Source organism: Eudoraea sp. (assembly GCF_039969275.1).
Lineage (GTDB): Bacteria > Bacteroidota > Bacteroidia > Flavobacteriales > Flavobacteriaceae > Eudoraea.
This window is the reverse complement of record NZ_JBDVOC010000007.1, coordinates 1-16,645: the sequence shown is the minus strand read 5'-3', so window position 1 is coordinate 16,645 and position 16,645 is coordinate 1. Positions and strand designations below refer to the sequence as shown.

Annotated in this window: 16 protein-coding genes and 1 pseudogene; 9 read left to right on the top strand and 8 right to left on the bottom strand. The window is 39.1% G+C overall.

What is annotated here, in order from left to right:
• The first annotated feature begins 46 nt into the window (after nt 1-46).
• Genes ABJH90_RS04690 through ABJH90_RS04655 form a run of 8 tightly spaced genes read left to right on the top strand, consistent with a single transcriptional unit; the run spans nt 47 to nt 7,582 of the window.
• Nucleotides 47-1,396 (top strand): Na(+)-translocating NADH-quinone reductase subunit A, encoded by a 1,350-nt coding sequence (locus ABJH90_RS04690; RefSeq protein ID WP_348137021.1) that lies wholly within the window; start codon nt 47-49, stop codon nt 1,394-1,396.
• A 2-nt stretch (nt 1,397-1,398) separates the two neighbouring features.
• A complete protein-coding gene (locus ABJH90_RS04685) occupies nt 1,399-2,673 on the top strand; it encodes an NADH:ubiquinone reductase (Na(+)-transporting) subunit B (RefSeq protein WP_348137019.1) in 1,275 nt (424 codons plus the stop codon).
• A gap of 2 nt (nt 2,674-2,675) precedes the next feature.
• A complete protein-coding gene (locus ABJH90_RS04680; protein ID WP_348137017.1) occupies nt 2,676-3,425 on the top strand; it encodes a Na(+)-translocating NADH-quinone reductase subunit C in 750 nt (249 codons plus the stop codon).
• Between the two features lies 1 nt (nt 3,426).
• Nucleotides 3,427-4,074: an NADH:ubiquinone reductase (Na(+)-transporting) subunit D gene (locus ABJH90_RS04675; RefSeq protein WP_348137015.1), complete on the top strand. Its 648-nt coding sequence runs from the start codon at nt 3,427-3,429 to the stop codon at nt 4,072-4,074.
• 21 nt (nt 4,075-4,095) lie between these two features.
• Complete coding sequence (gene nqrE, locus ABJH90_RS04670) at nt 4,096-4,842, top strand: NADH:ubiquinone reductase (Na(+)-transporting) subunit E (RefSeq protein WP_348137013.1); 747 nt, start codon at nt 4,096-4,098, stop codon at nt 4,840-4,842.
• Complete coding sequence (gene nqrF / locus ABJH90_RS04665; RefSeq protein ID WP_348137011.1) at nt 4,839-6,146, top strand: NADH:ubiquinone reductase (Na(+)-transporting) subunit F; 1,308 nt, start codon at nt 4,839-4,841, stop codon at nt 6,144-6,146. The genes nqrE and nqrF overlap by 4 nt, the downstream gene beginning before the upstream one ends.
• Before the next feature lie 58 nt (nt 6,147-6,204).
• Nucleotides 6,205-6,573 carry a Na(+)-translocating NADH-quinone reductase subunit F gene (locus tag ABJH90_RS04660; RefSeq protein ID WP_348137009.1) on the top strand — a complete coding sequence of 123 codons (369 nt, stop codon included), beginning with the start codon at nt 6,205-6,207 and terminating at the stop codon, nt 6,571-6,573.
• The gene (locus ABJH90_RS04655) at nt 6,551-7,582 is read left to right on the top strand and encodes an FAD:protein FMN transferase (protein ID WP_348137007.1); all 1,032 of its coding nucleotides are present in this window, start codon (nt 6,551-6,553) and stop codon (nt 7,580-7,582) included. Before ABJH90_RS04660 ends, ABJH90_RS04655 begins: the two co-directional genes overlap by 23 nt.
• Here the strand turns inward: ABJH90_RS04655 and ABJH90_RS04650 are convergent, their stop codons facing one another.
• The 3 genes from ABJH90_RS04650 to gpmI are packed head-to-tail and all read right to left on the bottom strand — an operon-like array spanning nt 7,583 to nt 10,721.
• On the bottom strand, nt 7,583-8,347 hold the full coding sequence (locus ABJH90_RS04650) for a methyltransferase domain-containing protein (RefSeq protein ID WP_348137006.1): 765 nt from the start codon (nt 8,345-8,347) through the stop codon (nt 7,583-7,585).
• 14 nt (nt 8,348-8,361) lie between these two features.
• Complete coding sequence (gene map, locus ABJH90_RS04645) at nt 8,362-9,180, bottom strand: type I methionyl aminopeptidase (protein ID WP_348137004.1); 819 nt, start codon at nt 9,178-9,180, stop codon at nt 8,362-8,364.
• Nucleotides 9,181-9,203: 23 nt separating this feature from the next.
• Complete coding sequence (gpmI, locus tag ABJH90_RS04640) at nt 9,204-10,721, bottom strand: 2,3-bisphosphoglycerate-independent phosphoglycerate mutase (protein ID WP_348137002.1); 1,518 nt, start codon at nt 10,719-10,721, stop codon at nt 9,204-9,206.
• A 234-nt stretch (nt 10,722-10,955) separates the two neighbouring features.
• Here gpmI and ABJH90_RS04635 point away from each other — a divergent pair, with 234 nt between their 5' ends.
• Nucleotides 10,956-11,345 (top strand): ankyrin repeat domain-containing protein, encoded by a 390-nt coding sequence (locus ABJH90_RS04635; RefSeq protein WP_348137000.1) that lies wholly within the window; start codon nt 10,956-10,958, stop codon nt 11,343-11,345.
• 101 nt (nt 11,346-11,446) lie between these two features.
• Here the strand turns inward: ABJH90_RS04635 and ABJH90_RS04630 are convergent, their stop codons facing one another.
• The 5 genes and pseudogenes from ABJH90_RS04630 to ABJH90_RS04610 all read right to left on the bottom strand — a co-directional run.
• Nucleotides 11,447-11,614 carry a DUF6747 family protein gene (locus ABJH90_RS04630; RefSeq protein ID WP_348136998.1) on the bottom strand — a complete coding sequence of 56 codons (168 nt, stop codon included), beginning with the start codon at nt 11,612-11,614 and terminating at the stop codon, nt 11,447-11,449.
• Nucleotides 11,615-11,734: 120 nt separating this feature from the next.
• Nucleotides 11,735-12,505, bottom strand: a complete 771-nt coding sequence (locus ABJH90_RS04625) for a M48 family metalloprotease (RefSeq protein ID WP_348136996.1) — start codon at nt 12,503-12,505, stop codon at nt 11,735-11,737.
• 42 nt (nt 12,506-12,547) lie between these two features.
• Complete coding sequence (locus tag ABJH90_RS04620; protein WP_348136994.1) at nt 12,548-13,282, bottom strand: M15 family metallopeptidase; 735 nt, start codon at nt 13,280-13,282, stop codon at nt 12,548-12,550.
• A gap of 247 nt (nt 13,283-13,529) precedes the next feature.
• Nucleotides 13,530-14,696, bottom strand: coding sequence for a gliding motility-associated C-terminal domain-containing protein (locus ABJH90_RS04615; protein ID WP_348136992.1), 1,167 nt, complete (start codon nt 14,694-14,696; stop codon nt 13,530-13,532).
• Nucleotides 14,697-14,718: 22 nt separating this feature from the next.
• A pseudogene (locus tag ABJH90_RS04610) lies at nt 14,719-16,645 on the bottom strand (hypothetical protein); the annotation flags it as partial.

Here is a 16,645-nt window from a genome sequence, read left to right as displayed (position 1 = left end):
GTCCTATTTTTGGACGAAATTTTGTTAAACTAAATGTTTACAATTTATGTCTAAAGACATTAGGATTAAGAAAGGATTGAACATTAATCTTGTCGGTGTTGCCGAACAAAATACATCAAAAGCAGTTTTAAGTAATGTTTACGCCATCAATCTCCTGGATTTTCATGGTATAATGCCCAAAATGTTGGTTAAACAAGGGGCAGAGGTAAAGGCAGGTGAACCTTTGTTTTATAGCAAAGATAAACCAGACATGCTTTTCACTTCTCCGGTGAGTGGTGAATTAATTGAAATAATTAGAGGAGCTCGCAGAAAAATTCTGACTATAAAAATTCTTGCAGATAAGTCTCAGGACTATATGGAGCATTCCAAAATAAAACCCGGTGCTGATTCAGAAGAAATTAAGTCTCTACTGCTTAAATCCGGTTGCTGGCCTTTTATCAGAGAGCGTCCTTATGATTATGTTGCAGATCCGGCAGCTATTCCAAAGGCAATTTTCATATCGGCATATGTTACAGCTCCGTTGGCTGCAGATTTGGATTATACCCTAAAGGGTAAAGAAGAAGAACTACAAGCAGCATTAACCGCTCTAGGAAAACTTACCCCGGGAAAGGTTCATGTTTCCGTTGGCAAGGGTTCCGGTTCTCCTTTTTCTAAACTCGAAAATATAGAATTGCATAAAGTTTCCGGACCCCATCCAGCAGGATTGGTGGGCACTCAAATAAATAAATTAGATCCAATAAATAAAGGTGAAGTAGTTTGGACCGTTACTCCTCAAGACCTTGTAATAATTGGGGAGTTACTTCTAACAGGTAGATTTAATGCGCAGCGCACCATTGCCCTTGCTGGTTCAATGGTGAAGTCTCCAAAATATTTTACTACAAAAATCGGAGCGGAGATAGCTACATTTTTATATGCCAGTGGCGTAAAAGATGAAAAATTTCGCGTGATTAATGGAGATGTGCTGACAGGAAAAAAAACGAGACCGGATGGTTATCTCGGTTTTTATAACAATACGGTAAGTGTTATTCCTGAGGGGGATGATTATGAATTTTTTGGTTGGAGCAAACCGGTATTTGATAAATTATCTTCCACAAGAGCGCTGACATTTTCATGGTTACAACCCAACAAGAAATATGATCTTGATACAAATACAAATGGCGAACACAGAGCATTTGTAGTTACAGGTATGTATGAAGAAGTATTCCCTTTAGACATTTATCCACTTCAGCTATTAAAGGCATGTATGGTTAAAGATTTGGATGAAATGGAACAACTGGGTTTGTATGAGGTTATTCCTGAGGACTTTTCATTGACTGAATTTATTTGTATTTCCAAACAACCACATCAACAGATAATTCGTGAAGGACTGGATTTACTACATCAAGAAATAGGATAAAGATGAGCAATAAACGATTGACCTTTAAGAAAAGATTACATATTCTAAAGCATAGATATAGGGGTAAAAAAATGGCACCTGCCTTTAATGCCATCCATACATTTTTGTTTGCTCCGGATGAAACCACACATAATGGTTCTCACATAAGAGCTGCGGATGATTTAAAGCGTACGATGAATACGGTTATTATGGCGCTGATTCCTGTGTTGTTGTTTTCATTTTTTAACACTGGTTATCAACACTATTCTGCCATTAACGGTTTTCCTGAAAATTTTTCGCTTATGGAACATTTTCTTACCTGGGATAATTTTTGGTTAGGATTTGTGCAGGTTATGCCTTTGGTTATTGTTTCATATGGTGTGGGATTGTTGATAGAATTCATTTTTGCAGTAATAAAAGGACATGAAGTGGAAGAAGGTTATCTTGTTACTGGAATGTTGGTTCCATTAATAGTTCCGATCGATACACCTCTTTGGATGTTAGCCGTTTCAGTCGTTTTTGGTGTGATCATTGGTAAAGAAGTTTTCGGTGGTACAGGAATGAATATTCTAAACCCTGCTCTTACCATAAGGGCTTTTTTGTTTTTTGCCTACCCCACCTGGATGAGCGGAGATAAAGTATGGGTACACGGTGCGGTTGATCGTGCAGGAACAGCCGATGCTATTTCAGGAGAAACTATCCTGGGTTATCTGGCTCAGAACAACGCCAGTGAATATTCTTATTCTGTATCAGATATGTTTTTTGGTTTTATTCCCGGTTCAGTAGGGGAGACCTCCGCTTTTTTAATATTGCTCGGTGGTCTTTTCCTGATTTTCAGTAAAATAGCAAGCTGGCGAATCATGGTAAGTGCAGTAGCCGGCGCTTTGGTTATGGGCCTTGTCTTTAATGGGGTAGTTGATGCTGGTTGGATTGGTGAGGGAAGTACTTTTTATGGATTGATGAGTTTTGATTTTTGGAAACACCTCCTGGTAGGCGGCCTTGCATTTGGTATTGTATATATGGCAACAGATCCGGTAACCGGATCACAAACTAATAAGGGGAAATGGATTTACGGATTCCTGATAGGGTTCATCTCAGTAATGATACGTGTATTTAACCCGGCTTATCCTGAAGGCGTATTCCTTGCAATTCTCTTAATGAATGTTTTTGCACCAACTATTGATCATTATGTGGTTAGGGGTAATATCAGACGAAGAATGAAGCGTTTGAAACAAGCAACAATTTTTCCAAAGACTACAGACGGGAAAGCAAAGGAACTTAAGGTAGAAACAATATAATTATGGCATTTAATAAGGAAAATAATAGTTATACCGTACTCTTTGCTGCTATAATGGTTGTTATTGTCGGGTCGATACTGGCATATCTTGCCTCGGCATTGAGTGGTAAAATTAAGGAGAATGAGAGATTTGAAAAGCAACAGAATATTCTCTATGCCATGGGTGTGAATGAAAACCAGGACGAGAGTAGTGTAAATTTTATACCAACGGACATAGTAGAGGCAGAATTTTCGCGGTTTATCACTGAACAACTAGTTATCAATGGAGAGCAAATAACACAAAATGACGAGGCATACCTAATTGACCTTAAAAAGCAAATTGCGGCCATAAAGAAAGGTGAAACAGCAGAGCTTCCAGTGTTTATAGGTGAAAAAGAAGGAAATAAATATTATATCATACCCATGTATGGAAAAGGGCTATGGGATGCTATCTGGGGTTTTATAGCCCTGAATGAAAATATGGTGGTACAAGGGGTTTACTTTGATCATAAAAGTGAAACACCAGGACTCGGAGCAAATATCAAACAGCGCTATTTTATGGACGATTTTACAGGGGAATCTGTTTTGTATAATGATGAGTTTAAAGGAATTGCGGTAGCAAAAGGAAATAATGACCCGGCGAACAAAATAAAGGATGACAATGAAGTGGACGCCCTGGCAGGAGCAACTATTACGGGGAATGGTGTTTCTGCAATGATTAGGGAAAGCGTAAATTTATATAAGGACTATTTAGAAACTATTAGAGTTAAATAAAATGGCACTACTTTCAAAGAAAGACACTAACCTTATTTTAGATCCATTAGCGGATAATAACCCTATTACGATTCAGGTTCTTGGTATTTGTTCTGCACTGGCTATTACGGCAGAATTACAAGCCTCGGTAGTTATGGCTATCTCCGTTCTTTTTGTTTTAGGGGTAGGTAATGTTGTAATTTCACTTTTACGAAATATTATACCTACCAAGATCAGGATTATTGTTCAGTTAATAGTTGTTGCCGCATTAGTAATCATTGTTGATCAGGTGTTGAAGGCTTTTGCCTATGAATTGAGTAAGACACTATCCGTTTTTGTTGGTTTAATTATTACAAACTGTATCATAATGGGAAGGTTCGAAGCCTTTGCTTTAGGCAACGGACCCTGGAAGGCGTTTTTAGACGGTATAGGTAATGCCTTAGGTTATGGTATTATCCTCATAATTGTAGGCTTTTTTAGAGAATTACTGGGATCGGGAACTTTATTAGGGTTCAGAGTTCTTGGAGATCCTGTAAATAAAACAGGATTATATGCAACAGGTTATGAAAACAACGGATTTATGATTATTCCCCCGGCAGCATTGATAGTTGTTGGCATAATTATCTGGGTACAACGCTCCAGGAATAGGGCGCTTATAGAGGAAAACTAATTTACTTTTTAAGAGAAGATTATGTTAGAACATATTGAATTATTTTTTAAATCCATCTTTATAGACAACATGGTCTTTGCGGTTTTTTTAGGGATGTGTTCATATTTGGCGGTTTCTAAAAAAGTTGCTACTGCAATTGGATTAGGGGCAGCAGTTATTTTTGTGCTTGCTGTAACGGTGCCTCTTAATTGGTTATTAGACCAATACCTCTTGAGAGATGGCGCCTTGGTATGGCTTGGACCTGAATACGCCGATTACAATTTAAGTTTTTTGTCATTCATTCTTTTTATAGCGACTATAGCCACAATGGTACAGTTGGTAGAAATTGTGGTTGAAAAATTTTCTCCTGCCCTATACAATTCCCTGGGTATATTTTTACCATTAATTGCGGTTAACTGTGCTATTTTGGGAGGTTCGTTATTTATGCAATCCAGGGAGATTGAGACATTAGGATTAGCTTTTAATTATGGGGTTAGTTCCGGAATAGGTTGGTTTTTGGCCATTTTGGCAATAGCTGCTATTCGTGAAAAGATAAGATACTCAAATGTTCCGGCACCTTTAAGAGGCCTTGGAATTACCTTTATTATTACAGGTTTAATGGGAATAGGATTTCAAAGTTTTGGAGGGATGCTTACCGGCGGAGATGAAGCTCCTGCTCCGGTAGAGGAAACTACGGCCGAAAAGATTGAAGAGAATAAAGTAAAAGTTGAAGAAGAAATAGATGAGAAAGAGATTTCTTATAACAACCTAATAAAAGAAGAGGAATGATTTTAGCTACGAGCACCCTTGGTACCATAACCATTACGGTTATTGCTTTTATGATATTGTTATTACTACTTGTAACCCTTTTACTTTTTACAAAAGAAAAGCTTTCTCCATCAGGTCCTGTAACAATAACCATTAATGGAGAAAAAAAGATACAAGTTGCCTCTGGTAGTTCTTTACTTTCTACTTTAGGAAATCAAAAGGTATTTCTTCCCTCAGCTTGCGGTGGTGGTGGTACCTGCATTCAGTGTGAGTGTCATGTGCTTTCAGGTGGTGGTGAGGCTCTTCCCACGGAAACACCTCATTTTTCGAAGAGAGAATTGACTGAAGGCGCAAGATTGGCGTGCCAGGTTAAGGTAAAACAGGATATGGAAATAACTATTCCTGAAGAAGTATTTGGTATTAAAAAATGGGAAGGGACAGTAGTACGTAATTATAATGTTGCATCCTTCATTAAAGAATTTGTGGTAGAAATACCAGAGGATATGGGATATAAAGCCGGCGGATATATTCAAATTGAGATTCCACCCTGCGAGATTAAGTATTCCGATATAGATATTACAGCTCACCCCGAAGAACATGAAACACCAGATAAGTTTCAAAATGAGTGGGATAAATTTAACCTTTGGCCCTTGACAATGAGAAATGCCGAGGTGGTTGAGCGGGCATACTCAATGGCATCTTATCCTGCAGAAGGAAGGGAAATAATGCTAAATGTTCGAATTGCCACTCCGCCATGGGACAGGTCTAAGAATGGTTGGATGGATGTAAATCCGGGTGTGGCATCTTCTTATATTTTTGCTCAAAAACCAGGAGACAAAGTAACTATCTCCGGACCATATGGTGAATTTTTTATCAATGAGTCTGAATCGGAAATGTTATATGTAGGAGGGGGTGCAGGGATGGCTCCAATGAGATCTCATTTATATCACCTTTTTAAAACTTTGAAAACTAATCGTAAGGTAACTTACTGGTATGGAGGTCGTTCAAAAAGGGAATTATTTTACATAGAACATTTTAAAGAATTAGAAAAAGAGTTTCCGAATTTTAAATTTTATATGGCACTCTCGGAACCTCAAGAAGTGGATAACTGGAAAGTTAAGGAGAGCCTGGATGCTCCCGGGGATGGATTTGTTGGGTTTATTCATAATTGTGTTATAGATAATTACTTAGATAACCACGAATCCCCTGAAGATATAGAACTCTATTTTTGTGGACCGCCACTTATGAACAAGGCCGTTCAAAAAATGGGAGAAGATTTTGGTATTCCGGATGAACATATACGTTTTGATGACTTTGGAGGTTAATAATTTTAATTGTATATAATTTAAAACCGATATTGAGAAATATCGGTTTTTTTGATAAATGAATAATAAGTTACAGGCGCTAACAGAACAAGAATTGCACAACCTGGCAATGAATATTGTGGGGAGACAGTTGGAATCTGAAGGATATGAATTCATGGGTGTCAACAGTAAACCTCTAAAGAACCCTCAATTTGTCTGTCTTAAGAAAAAACAACTGCATTTTATTGTTGTTCGGAATGTGGTTTATCCCAATGACCCTGGAATATATGACAAGGGCCTTATGATGAAAATAAAAGAACAAGCATCCAAATTTGAGGCTAAGACCTATTATGCGGGAGTTGGTTTATCTAACGCCGAAGATCAAAATCTTCCCGTTTATCTTAATGAAGCTTATATTGTGAATTATGATGGTCTTCTCGAAATTTAAAATCAAGTTACTCTATCTTTCCCTGTTAGGAGCATTAATGGCTTCCTGCGGGCTTGATTCTGGAACATATATTGAAAGAACACACTTTGGAGGTGCTCTGGGCACTTCATATAGTATTACTATCCTATACCCGGAAACACTCAATCTAGAAAGGGAAATAGATTCTGTATTCAGGGTTATAAATTATTCCATGTCTACATATTTGCCCGATTCAGATATTTCTAAGATAAATCAGGGAGATTCAATCATTGTAGTGGATAAGATGTTTCGGGACGTATTTGAGCTTTCAAAAGAAGTTTATTCCAATACTAACGGTTATTTTGATCCCACCGTTGGCGCTCTTGTAAATGCATGGGGATTTGGCCCGGGGAAACAGCTGGCAATGGATAGTATCAGAGTAGATAGTATTCTGAAATTCGTGGGCTTTGATAAAGTCCGATTAACGGAAGAGGGAACTGTACTAAAGATTGATCCAAGAATTTTCATCGACTTCAATGCAATTGCTAAGGGATATGCAATAGACTGCTTGGCTGAACTTTTGGATCAAAAAGATGTTGAAAATTATTTAATTGAAGTTGGAGGCGAGATCATTGCCAAAGGAGAGAATAAATTAAAACAAAAGTCCTGGATTGTTGGTATTGACGATCCTCAAATTGAGGAGGGAAGAAGGTTAAAACTCACGCTTCAGCTTAGAGATAACGCTATGGCCTCATCTGGTAATTATAGAAAATTTAGAGTAGATTCTACTACGGGTAAAAAGTTTGTTCATACAATTGATCCTAAAACGGGTTATACCAGAAATGCTAATATTCTTGCCGTCAGCGTAATTGCAAAAAATTGTGCAAAAGCCGATGCATATGCTACAGCATTTATGGCGATGGAGTTATCAGAAACCATAAAACTTTTGGGCACCCACGAAGAACTAGATGCATATATGATTTATATTGACGAACTTGGAGAGGTAAAAGAATTTATGACTCCTGAATTTAAAAAGCTTGTAGTATACTGATCATTTAGTAACGAGAGGGATTATTTCCCCTTTTGCCAATCTGTATTTATCTATATCGGAAACTGACATACCCGATGTGTAATCTACCTCACTAACTTTAAACCCGACTTCTTTTAATCTGTCAAAATAATCACGCCCATAAATACGGACATGATCGTATTGTCCAAATATTTTAGCCCGTTCTTTCTTATCGGTAATAGAATCATCTTCGTAGGTGACTTCTCTTTTAAGATCCTGAGGTATTTGGAAAATACCCCAACCAGAAGGTTTAAGAACTCGATAGAGCTCGCTTATTGCTTTTCTATCGTTCGGGATATGTTCCAATACATGATTGCATAAAATAATATCAAATGAATTATCCTTAAAAGGAAGCGCACAAATATCTGCTTTGACATCGGCAAGTGGAGAGTTAAGATCTGTGGTGGTATATTCCAACTGTTTTATCTTCTTAAATTTTTTATAGAAAGCCTGCTCCGGTGCAAAATGTAAAACCTTGTGAGGTGCTGTAAAAAAATCGGTTTCATTCTTCAGGTATAACCACAAAAGGCGATGCCTTTCCAGAGATAGGGTAGAGGGTGAAAGAACATTTTCCCTTGGGTTTTCATATCCATATGGAAGGAAACTTCTAAATTGCTTGCCATCAATTGGATCTGTATACTTATTCCCTTTAAGTGTCACAGAGAGGATTGGCCTTGCCAGATAGCTCAGTTGAATTAATAAAGGCCTGGGTATTATATTTAGGACATATTTGAATAGTTTTTTCAAAATCCTTTGGCAGATTATGGTTGAAGCTTCTTTGTCCTAAATTCTTCTTCCTCGTTATTTTTTATACCAAGTGCGTCATAGATATACTGAAATGTAGAAAGTAATTCCGGTTTACCCTGAATAAGAGCCACATTATGCTCAAAATGAGCACTAGGCTTGCCATCAGCAGTTAGGATGGTCCATCCATCTCGGAGTTGTTTTATACGCTTGGTACCCATATTAATCATTGGTTCAATGGCTACTACCATCCCGTCTACAAATTTCTTTCCTCTTCCGCGCTTGCCGTAATTTGGCATTTCCGGCGCTTCGTGAAGCTTTTTTCCCAGACCATGACCGACGAGTTCTCGTACTACCCCATATCCATGACTTTCGCAGTAATTTTGGATTGCAAAACCAACGTCTCCAACGCGGTTTCCTGCCTTAAACTCGCTGATTCCTTTATAAAGAGATTCCTTAGTAATCCTGAGAAGCTTTTTGGTCTCTTCATCTACATTTCCCACTTTAAACGTATATGCATGGTCTCCGTAAAATCCATTTTTTAAGGCACCGCAATCCACGGAAATAATATCCCCGTCTTTCAATGGTTCTTTATTTGGGATGCCATGGACCACCTGTGCATTCGGACTCAGGTTTAATGTATTTGGAAAATCATACATACCTAGAAAACCTGGTTCAGCACCGTGATCACGAATATATTCTTCCGCCAATTTATCCAGGTAAAGTCCGTCAACACCTGGCTTAATTTCAGAGGCCAGCATTCCTAAAGTTCTAGAAACTACTAAAGCACTTTCTCTAAGAAGTTCAATCTCTTCTAATGTCTTAATAACTACCATGATACAAATTTAGTACATTCCACCTATATCAAGGAGTGTTGCGTCATTAATGCCGGCTGTGAAATTCCCATAAGTTCAAGAATTGTTGGAGCAATATCGCCAAGCACACCATCATTTATTTTTTTTACATCCTTGTCAACCAGGATTAAGGGTACCGGATTTGTTGTATGTGCGGTATTTGGCGTACCATCTGGATTAATCATAGTATCGCAATTACCGTGATCTGCAATAACCAAGGTCGCATATCCGTTTTGCAATCCTGCGGTAATAACCGCTTGTGCACATGCATCAACTGTTTCACAAGCTTTTATTGCAGCCTTCATATCTCCGGTATGCCCTACCATATCAGGATTTGCGAAGTTAAGGCACACAAAGTCCACTTCTCCTTTATTCAACTCGGGAATTATGGAATCTCTAATTTCATAAGCGCTCATTTCCGGTTTCAGGTCATAAGTTGCCACCTTTGGTGAAGGGCATAATATCCGTTCTTCACCCTCAAAAGGGATTTCTCTGCCGCCGTTAAAGAAAAAAGTTACATGAGGATATTTCTCTGTTTCAGCTATACGAATCTGCTTTTTACCTTTAAGAGCAAGAACTTCGCCTAGGGTTTCCTTAATATTGTCTTTGTCATAAACTACATGTACACCGGTAAAGGAATCGTCATAGTTTGTAAGGGTTACATAGTAGAGATCCAGTTTATGCATGTTTTGTTCATGAAAATCTTTTTGACTAAGTACCTGAGTAAGTTCTCTGCCCCGGTCTGTCCTAAAATTGAAAAAGATAACCACGTCACCCTCTTTTATTTTAGCTAATGGTTCACCGGCTTCATTAACCATAGAAATTGGTTTAATGAATTCATCTGTGATTCCTTCACTATAGCTTTTTTGCATTGCTTCAGATATATTGTTAAAAGGTTCGCCTTTCCCATTAACCAATAAATCGTATGCTATTTTAACGCGTTCCCATCGTTTATCCCTATCCATAGCATAATACCTGCCAACAACGGAAGCCAGTTTAGCATTTTTATCTGAGCAAAATGCGGTCAGGTCCTCTAAAAATGTGATTCCACTTTTTGGATCTACATCTCTTCCATCAGTAAAAGCGTGAATAAATGCTTTTTCAACCCCATAATTTTCACTTACTTCAATAAGTCCTTTTAAGTGTTTTGTATGGCTGTGGACACCTCCATTACTTAGTAAACCCAGAAAATGGACATCCTTGTTATGTTCTTTGGCATAAGTGAAGGCATCTTTTAACTCTTTTTCGTCCTTTAGTGTATTTTCTTCAACGGCAAGATTAATTTTGGCCAAATCCTGATACACAATTCGCCCGGCTCCTAAATTCATATGGCCTACTTCACTATTGCCCATTTGACCTGTTGGGAGGCCAACATTCATACCGTCTGTCAGAAGATTAGCATTAGCGTAATTTTTGTAAAGTGAATCTACAAAGGGTGTATGGGCGTTATCAATAGCCGAAACTTTAGGGTCCGGAGATTTACCCCATCCATCCAGAATCATCAAGATTACCTTTTTATTCATGGTTCTTTATTTAATGATTTAGCAAAAATACAGTGATTTACTAAGGTTTACCAGTATTCTTTGAGGCTTTTTATAAAATTTACAGGAAGATAAAATCATCTTATATATTCAACTGCAAAGAAAGGCTAAATGTTAAAATTAAGTTATTTATGTGTTAATGGTGAAACAATTATCCATTAGTGGCGTCTATTGTAATATAATCAAAATCTATTAATCAATTAAAATCAATTCATCATGAAAAAAACAATCTTTATTGCGGCCACAGCATGTCTGCTTATGGTTTCTGGCGTTTATGCCGAGAACAGTACAACTAATGAATCTACCAAAACAACTTTGAATGTGAAGGACCTTGCTATCAGTTCCTTTTGCAAAGCAATTCTTCAGGGGGATATTGATACGGTAAAAACATTAATTGAACTTGGAGAGGACGTTAATCAAAAATCCTTAGACATGACTCCTGCAATGTTCGCAGCAAGGTATAACAAAGCTGAAATATTAGAGTTACTTATTGCAAATGGAGCAGATTTATCTATTAAAAATGATAAGGGGTATACGGCTAAGAAGTTGGCAAAACTTTCTAATGCAACTGATGCCCTCGCTGTACTAGACGGACACAATATCTAGAAAGAAAAGTTTATTCATCTATCAAAAAAACCCTGACATAAATGTCAGGGTTTTTTGTTTGAATTGGTTTTAAACAATTAGTGTTCTTGTAAAAGAGTTAATTAAAATTCAAATCCTGTAAAAGCCCTATACAAAAAGGCATAGATGGCCATAGACAGCATTAACACACAGAAAAAGGAATAAATTTTTAGCAGTACTACAACAAATTCCGGTTTACAATCGTCAAATGCTTCTAAATAAAGACTTTTAAAATGCAATAGCGTTCCCATATAGTTTCGTTTAAAATAAAAATCAAAGCTATAAGGGTTAAATTAGGGGTATAAAACAGATTGGGAGGTAAATCAAATATACAAAAAAAAGATTCATGGCCTAGAATAACTGTATAAATCTTATCCGGTCTGGTCCTCGTATTTCTGGATAGATTCCTTAATTTTTTCAATTCTATTATCCGGATCCGGATGAGTGCTTTGAAATTCAGGAACTCTATTTGGCCCGGCCGAAGCTTTCAAAATTGTCATTACATGAATCATTTCTTCCGGTTCATAATTACTTTGCATCATAAATAAAACCCCGAGATCATCACTTTCCAATTCGTCTTCACGGCCATTTGTTAAAAGTGTATTTTGGCCAATGCTACCTACCAGGCTACCGGCATCGGCGCCCACGCTGGCACCCATGGATACAGTTTTCCAAAAATTACTCTCTGCAATTCGTTCAGCCGAATGTCTGCCTATCACATGTCCAATTTCATGTCCAAGTACCCCAGCTAATTGTGATTCATTAAGTTGCTTGAATAGGGCATAGGTTATAAAAACCTGTCCACCCGGTAATGCAAAGGCATTAACAGTTTGGTCATCTGCGAGTAAATGAAATTCATATTTATAAGGAGTTTCCCGTGCAATGCTGTTTTGTATTAGCCGGTTTCCTACGGCATCCACCAGGGTTTGAAGACGCTCATCGGGATATAATCCTCCGTATTGCTGAGCCATTTCGGGAGCACTTTGAAGGCCAATAGCAATTTCCTGTTCAGAGGTCATATTGATATTTTGAACTCTTCCGGTATAAGGATTCTCTTCCTTATTGTTCCATCGCTGGATGAGCGCAAATGCGACTATTATCAAACCAATAACTATTCGAATTTTCCAACTTCCTCTTCTCATTGTATAGAATTTATCTCTGTTGTTTTAAAGTATAAAAAATGCTCACAAAAGTTCTGGATTTATATCAAGTATATTATCTTCAATATAGGTTTTCACATATTCCGTAGTCAAATGATCACTACCCAAAAAATCTTCTTGCTCCAGTTGTTTCATAATATTTTTAAGTCTGAAAGATTTAAGCATAGGCATGGATAGGGGAGCATAACTGTAATGCCAGGGTTCATATTTAAACCCTCTCCTCTTGGAATTATCTGTATATACCAGGTAATAATCATACTTTTTAGAGTTTTCGTCCATCCAAAGTTTGAATTTTTCAAATGGTCCTCCTGTTCCGAATTTACTGGCCACAAGTACATCCCCATCTACCTTGGGACTCCCGTCGATAAGATCTATATCAGTTCCCCAATGATGCCTGCTTGTACCAGGAATGGTAGAATACTCTATTATCTTATCAATTGCATCCAGTGGTTCCATACCATCATCATCCGTGTATTTTAAATATTTACGTTCAAAAATTACTGCTTGCCTGTCAAAACTACGATAACTTGAGACGATTTTCATCTCAATACCATCGGCCAGGGCTGCCTTTCTCATTTCAACAAATGCATCATGTGCTTCCTGCCTTAAATTAATGCCATCACCATATAACTCAATATCTTCTTTGCCCATTAATTCCTCAATGGAATATTTGATGTCCTGAAGTAAAAGGGTGCTTGGGACAATAGTTAGGGCCAGACTGCAAAACCCACTTCTTTTAATAAACAACCTTCTTTCCATAATTTTTCGGTTTAAACAGGGACATTCTATTCATGCTATCTTCAAATCAAGAAAGATACCATTTATATAAATCATGATTCTTAAATATAATCAATTTACCAAATAACAATGTCTAATATGCTGTACATCTAAACAGCTTGCTTCAAAGTTACTAAGTATTTTGAGATAATATATATCCTCTCATAATGAAAATACTGAACTAAAGCCTGGGATAATAATGATTGGAGGATTTAACTGGGGTAACAGACTAGTTGGAAATATAGAGATAACCCTGGTGTTTTCGTCGCAAATCATTAAGGGTAATGATATAAAAGTAGATGCCTGTTTCTAAGCCCGAATTCTTCTGAATTGCATTTTCCATATTAGAATAGCCGTTAAATTGGCCATTGTAGTTATCCATAGAATAAACTAACGCACCATAACGGTTAAAAATCTGAAGGGAATTATTCGGGGACTTTTCAATACCCTCAATAGTTAGTACATCATTTTGACCATCACCATTGGGGGTCATATAATAGTTGTCCAACTCTATGGTATCAAAGGTTTCCAGCATGTCGTCATTGCCTCCTATGGTAATAATCTCATAATCATTCGGGACAAAGAGATCTGAAGTAATTGAACCATAGTCCATTCCGCCTTCGACGCCCGTATTACCCAAATTCACCCAATGGTTTTCAGATTTGCTCCAGCCCACTACTTTAAGATCACTGATAAATTCACCCAAAGCGGAAATATTGCTATAACCATCCCAGCTAAGGGTTACATTTGAGGGCACGTCCCCTTCAAGTCGCCAAAATTCTATATCACTAACGGACATATATTCCGAAGACCTTTTATTTGTACTGTAAATGGCGCTTAAAGTTTTGGAATTATTGGGATCTTCAAAAAAGTAAGCACATTTTGCCAAAGAATTTGTGGCCATAGATACTATAGTTAAAGGTCTTAACCTTTGGTCATCTCCAACCGGAAATACAAAGGTGTCTTTATTGGTCATCGCCGCATAGCCATATACTTTTGAAACACTGCTTTCACCAGTATAAAAAGAATTGTCGAAAAAGTTTGAATAAATTCCTGATTGTGTTCTGGGTGTTATAATATCACCGGTAATTAAATTTCCATTATTATTTACACCTAAGGAAGTCTGAAGAACCAAACCATTTTCAACAGCGACTTCAGCATCAAAAAAAACTGGAGTAAAAGCTCCTGAAATCGTTAATTGTCCAAAATCACTGTAAAAACCAACAAGACCCATGTTCTGGTCAAAACTACCATCATTGATCAGGTCTAAATGTAAACCAACCATTGCAGTTTCATGTATTTGAATTGTACCAAAGTTATGCATTGCTTCTTGTGCATTACTTAACATGGAGATAAGTAAAACGATAGAATACAATATGTGTTTTAAACCGGTCATATTTTTTATTACAATTGCCAATTTATGGTCTTCTTCTTAAGAAGACGGCAACGCGGGCATCTCTTATGTCGCCGGTCTCGTTTATGGTTCTAAATCCTATGCTGGTCCCTGGAGTAACAGGTACAACTGTCGCTAACATTTGAGTATATACCATATTATTTGTATTTCCAGTTGCCGTGAAAGTTAAGAGATTGGAATTAGTAGCTGAATTAATAACAGCCATTAGTGCAGAATCTCCTGCACCATTTCTATCTGCATTAAAACTTACAGCATATATTTCCCAATCTTCAGGCAGTGGGATGCCAATTCTACCACTCTGGCCTCTTCCGAAAGACCATTCCAAACTGTTATCATCTAATCTATCGCATTCTGCCCAAATGACAATTTTCTCATATATATTTAGATAAGCACCGCCATCGGAACCTACTTTTATTGCATTGCTGGCATTTGTGGATACCACATTTGCGGTCTGGTCTGTTGCAGTTTCATTTGTATAAGTAATAACGCCTGTTGAGGTATTCTGACTTAAATTGGTCGTGATATTAGTTGCCGGATCACCCTGTGGCCCTTGTGGCCCAGCTGGTCCTTGTGCACCATCAGCGCCATCCGCTCCTGCAGGTCCAATTGCTCCGTCAACTCCATCAGCTCCTGCAGGTCCGGTTAATCCTATTGGTCCTTGCGGTCCAACTGCACCGTCTGCACCATCTGTTCCGTTTGTTCCTGGTATTCCTTGCGGTCCAACTGAGCCATCAACGCCATCAGCTCCTGCTGGTCCAACTGGTCCTTGAGCGCCATCGGCACCTGCCGGTCCTGTGAGTCCTATGGGTCCTTGAGGTCCAACTGCTCCATCAGCACCATTTGTACCATCTATTCCGTTTGTTCCCGGTATTCCTTGTGGTCCTTGAGGCCCAACTGCACCGTCAACACCGTCAGCCCCTGCCGGTCCTGTGAGTCCTATGGGTCCCTGAGGTCCGATTGCACCATCCACACCATTTATACCATCTATTCCGTTTGTTCCCGGTATTCCTTGCGGTCCAACTGAGCCTCCAACGCCATCAGCTCCTGCCGGTCCTGTGAGTCCTATTGGTCCCTGAGGTCCGACTGCTCCGTCAGCACCATCTGTTCCGTTTGTTCCCGGTATTCCTTGTGGACCGACTGCTCCGTCAGCGCCATCTGTTCCGTTTGTTCCCGGTATTCCTTGTGGACCGACTGCACCGTCAGCTCCTGCGGGTCCTGTAAGTCCTATGGGTCCTTGAGGTCCAATTGCGCCATCAGCACCGTCAGCACCATCTGTTCCGTTTGTTCCCGGTATTCCTTGAGGACCGACTGCGCCATCAGCACCATCAGCACCATCTGTTCCGTTAGTTCCCGGTATTCCTTGCGGTCCAACTGCACCGTCTGCACCGTCAGCACCTGCTGGTCCTGTGAGTCCTATTGGTCCCTGAGGTCCGACTGCGCCATCAGCACCGTCAGCACCATCTGTTCCGTTTGTTCCCGGTATTCCTTGTGGTCCGACTGCGCCATCAGCACCATCAGCACCATCTGTTCCGTTTGTTCCCGGTATTCCTTGAGGTCCAACTGCACCGTCTGCACCGTCAGCACCTGCCGGTCCTGTTAAACCTATGGGTCCTTGCGGTCCGATTGCACCATCTGCTCCATCAGCACCATCTGTTCCGTTTGTTCCAGGTAATCCCTGTGGCCCTTGTGCACCATCAGCGCCGTCTGTTCCGTTTGTTCCAGGTAATCCCTGAGGTCCTTGAGCGCCATCAGCGCCGTCTGTTCCGTTTGTTCCTGGTATACCTTGAGGTCCTTGCGGCCCGACTGCACCGTCAGCTCCTGCTGGTCCTGTGAGTCCTATGGGTCCCTGAGGTCCGATTGCACCATCCGCACCATCTGTTCCTGTTAATCCTATGGGTCCTTGCGGTCCAACTGCTCCGTCAGCACCATCT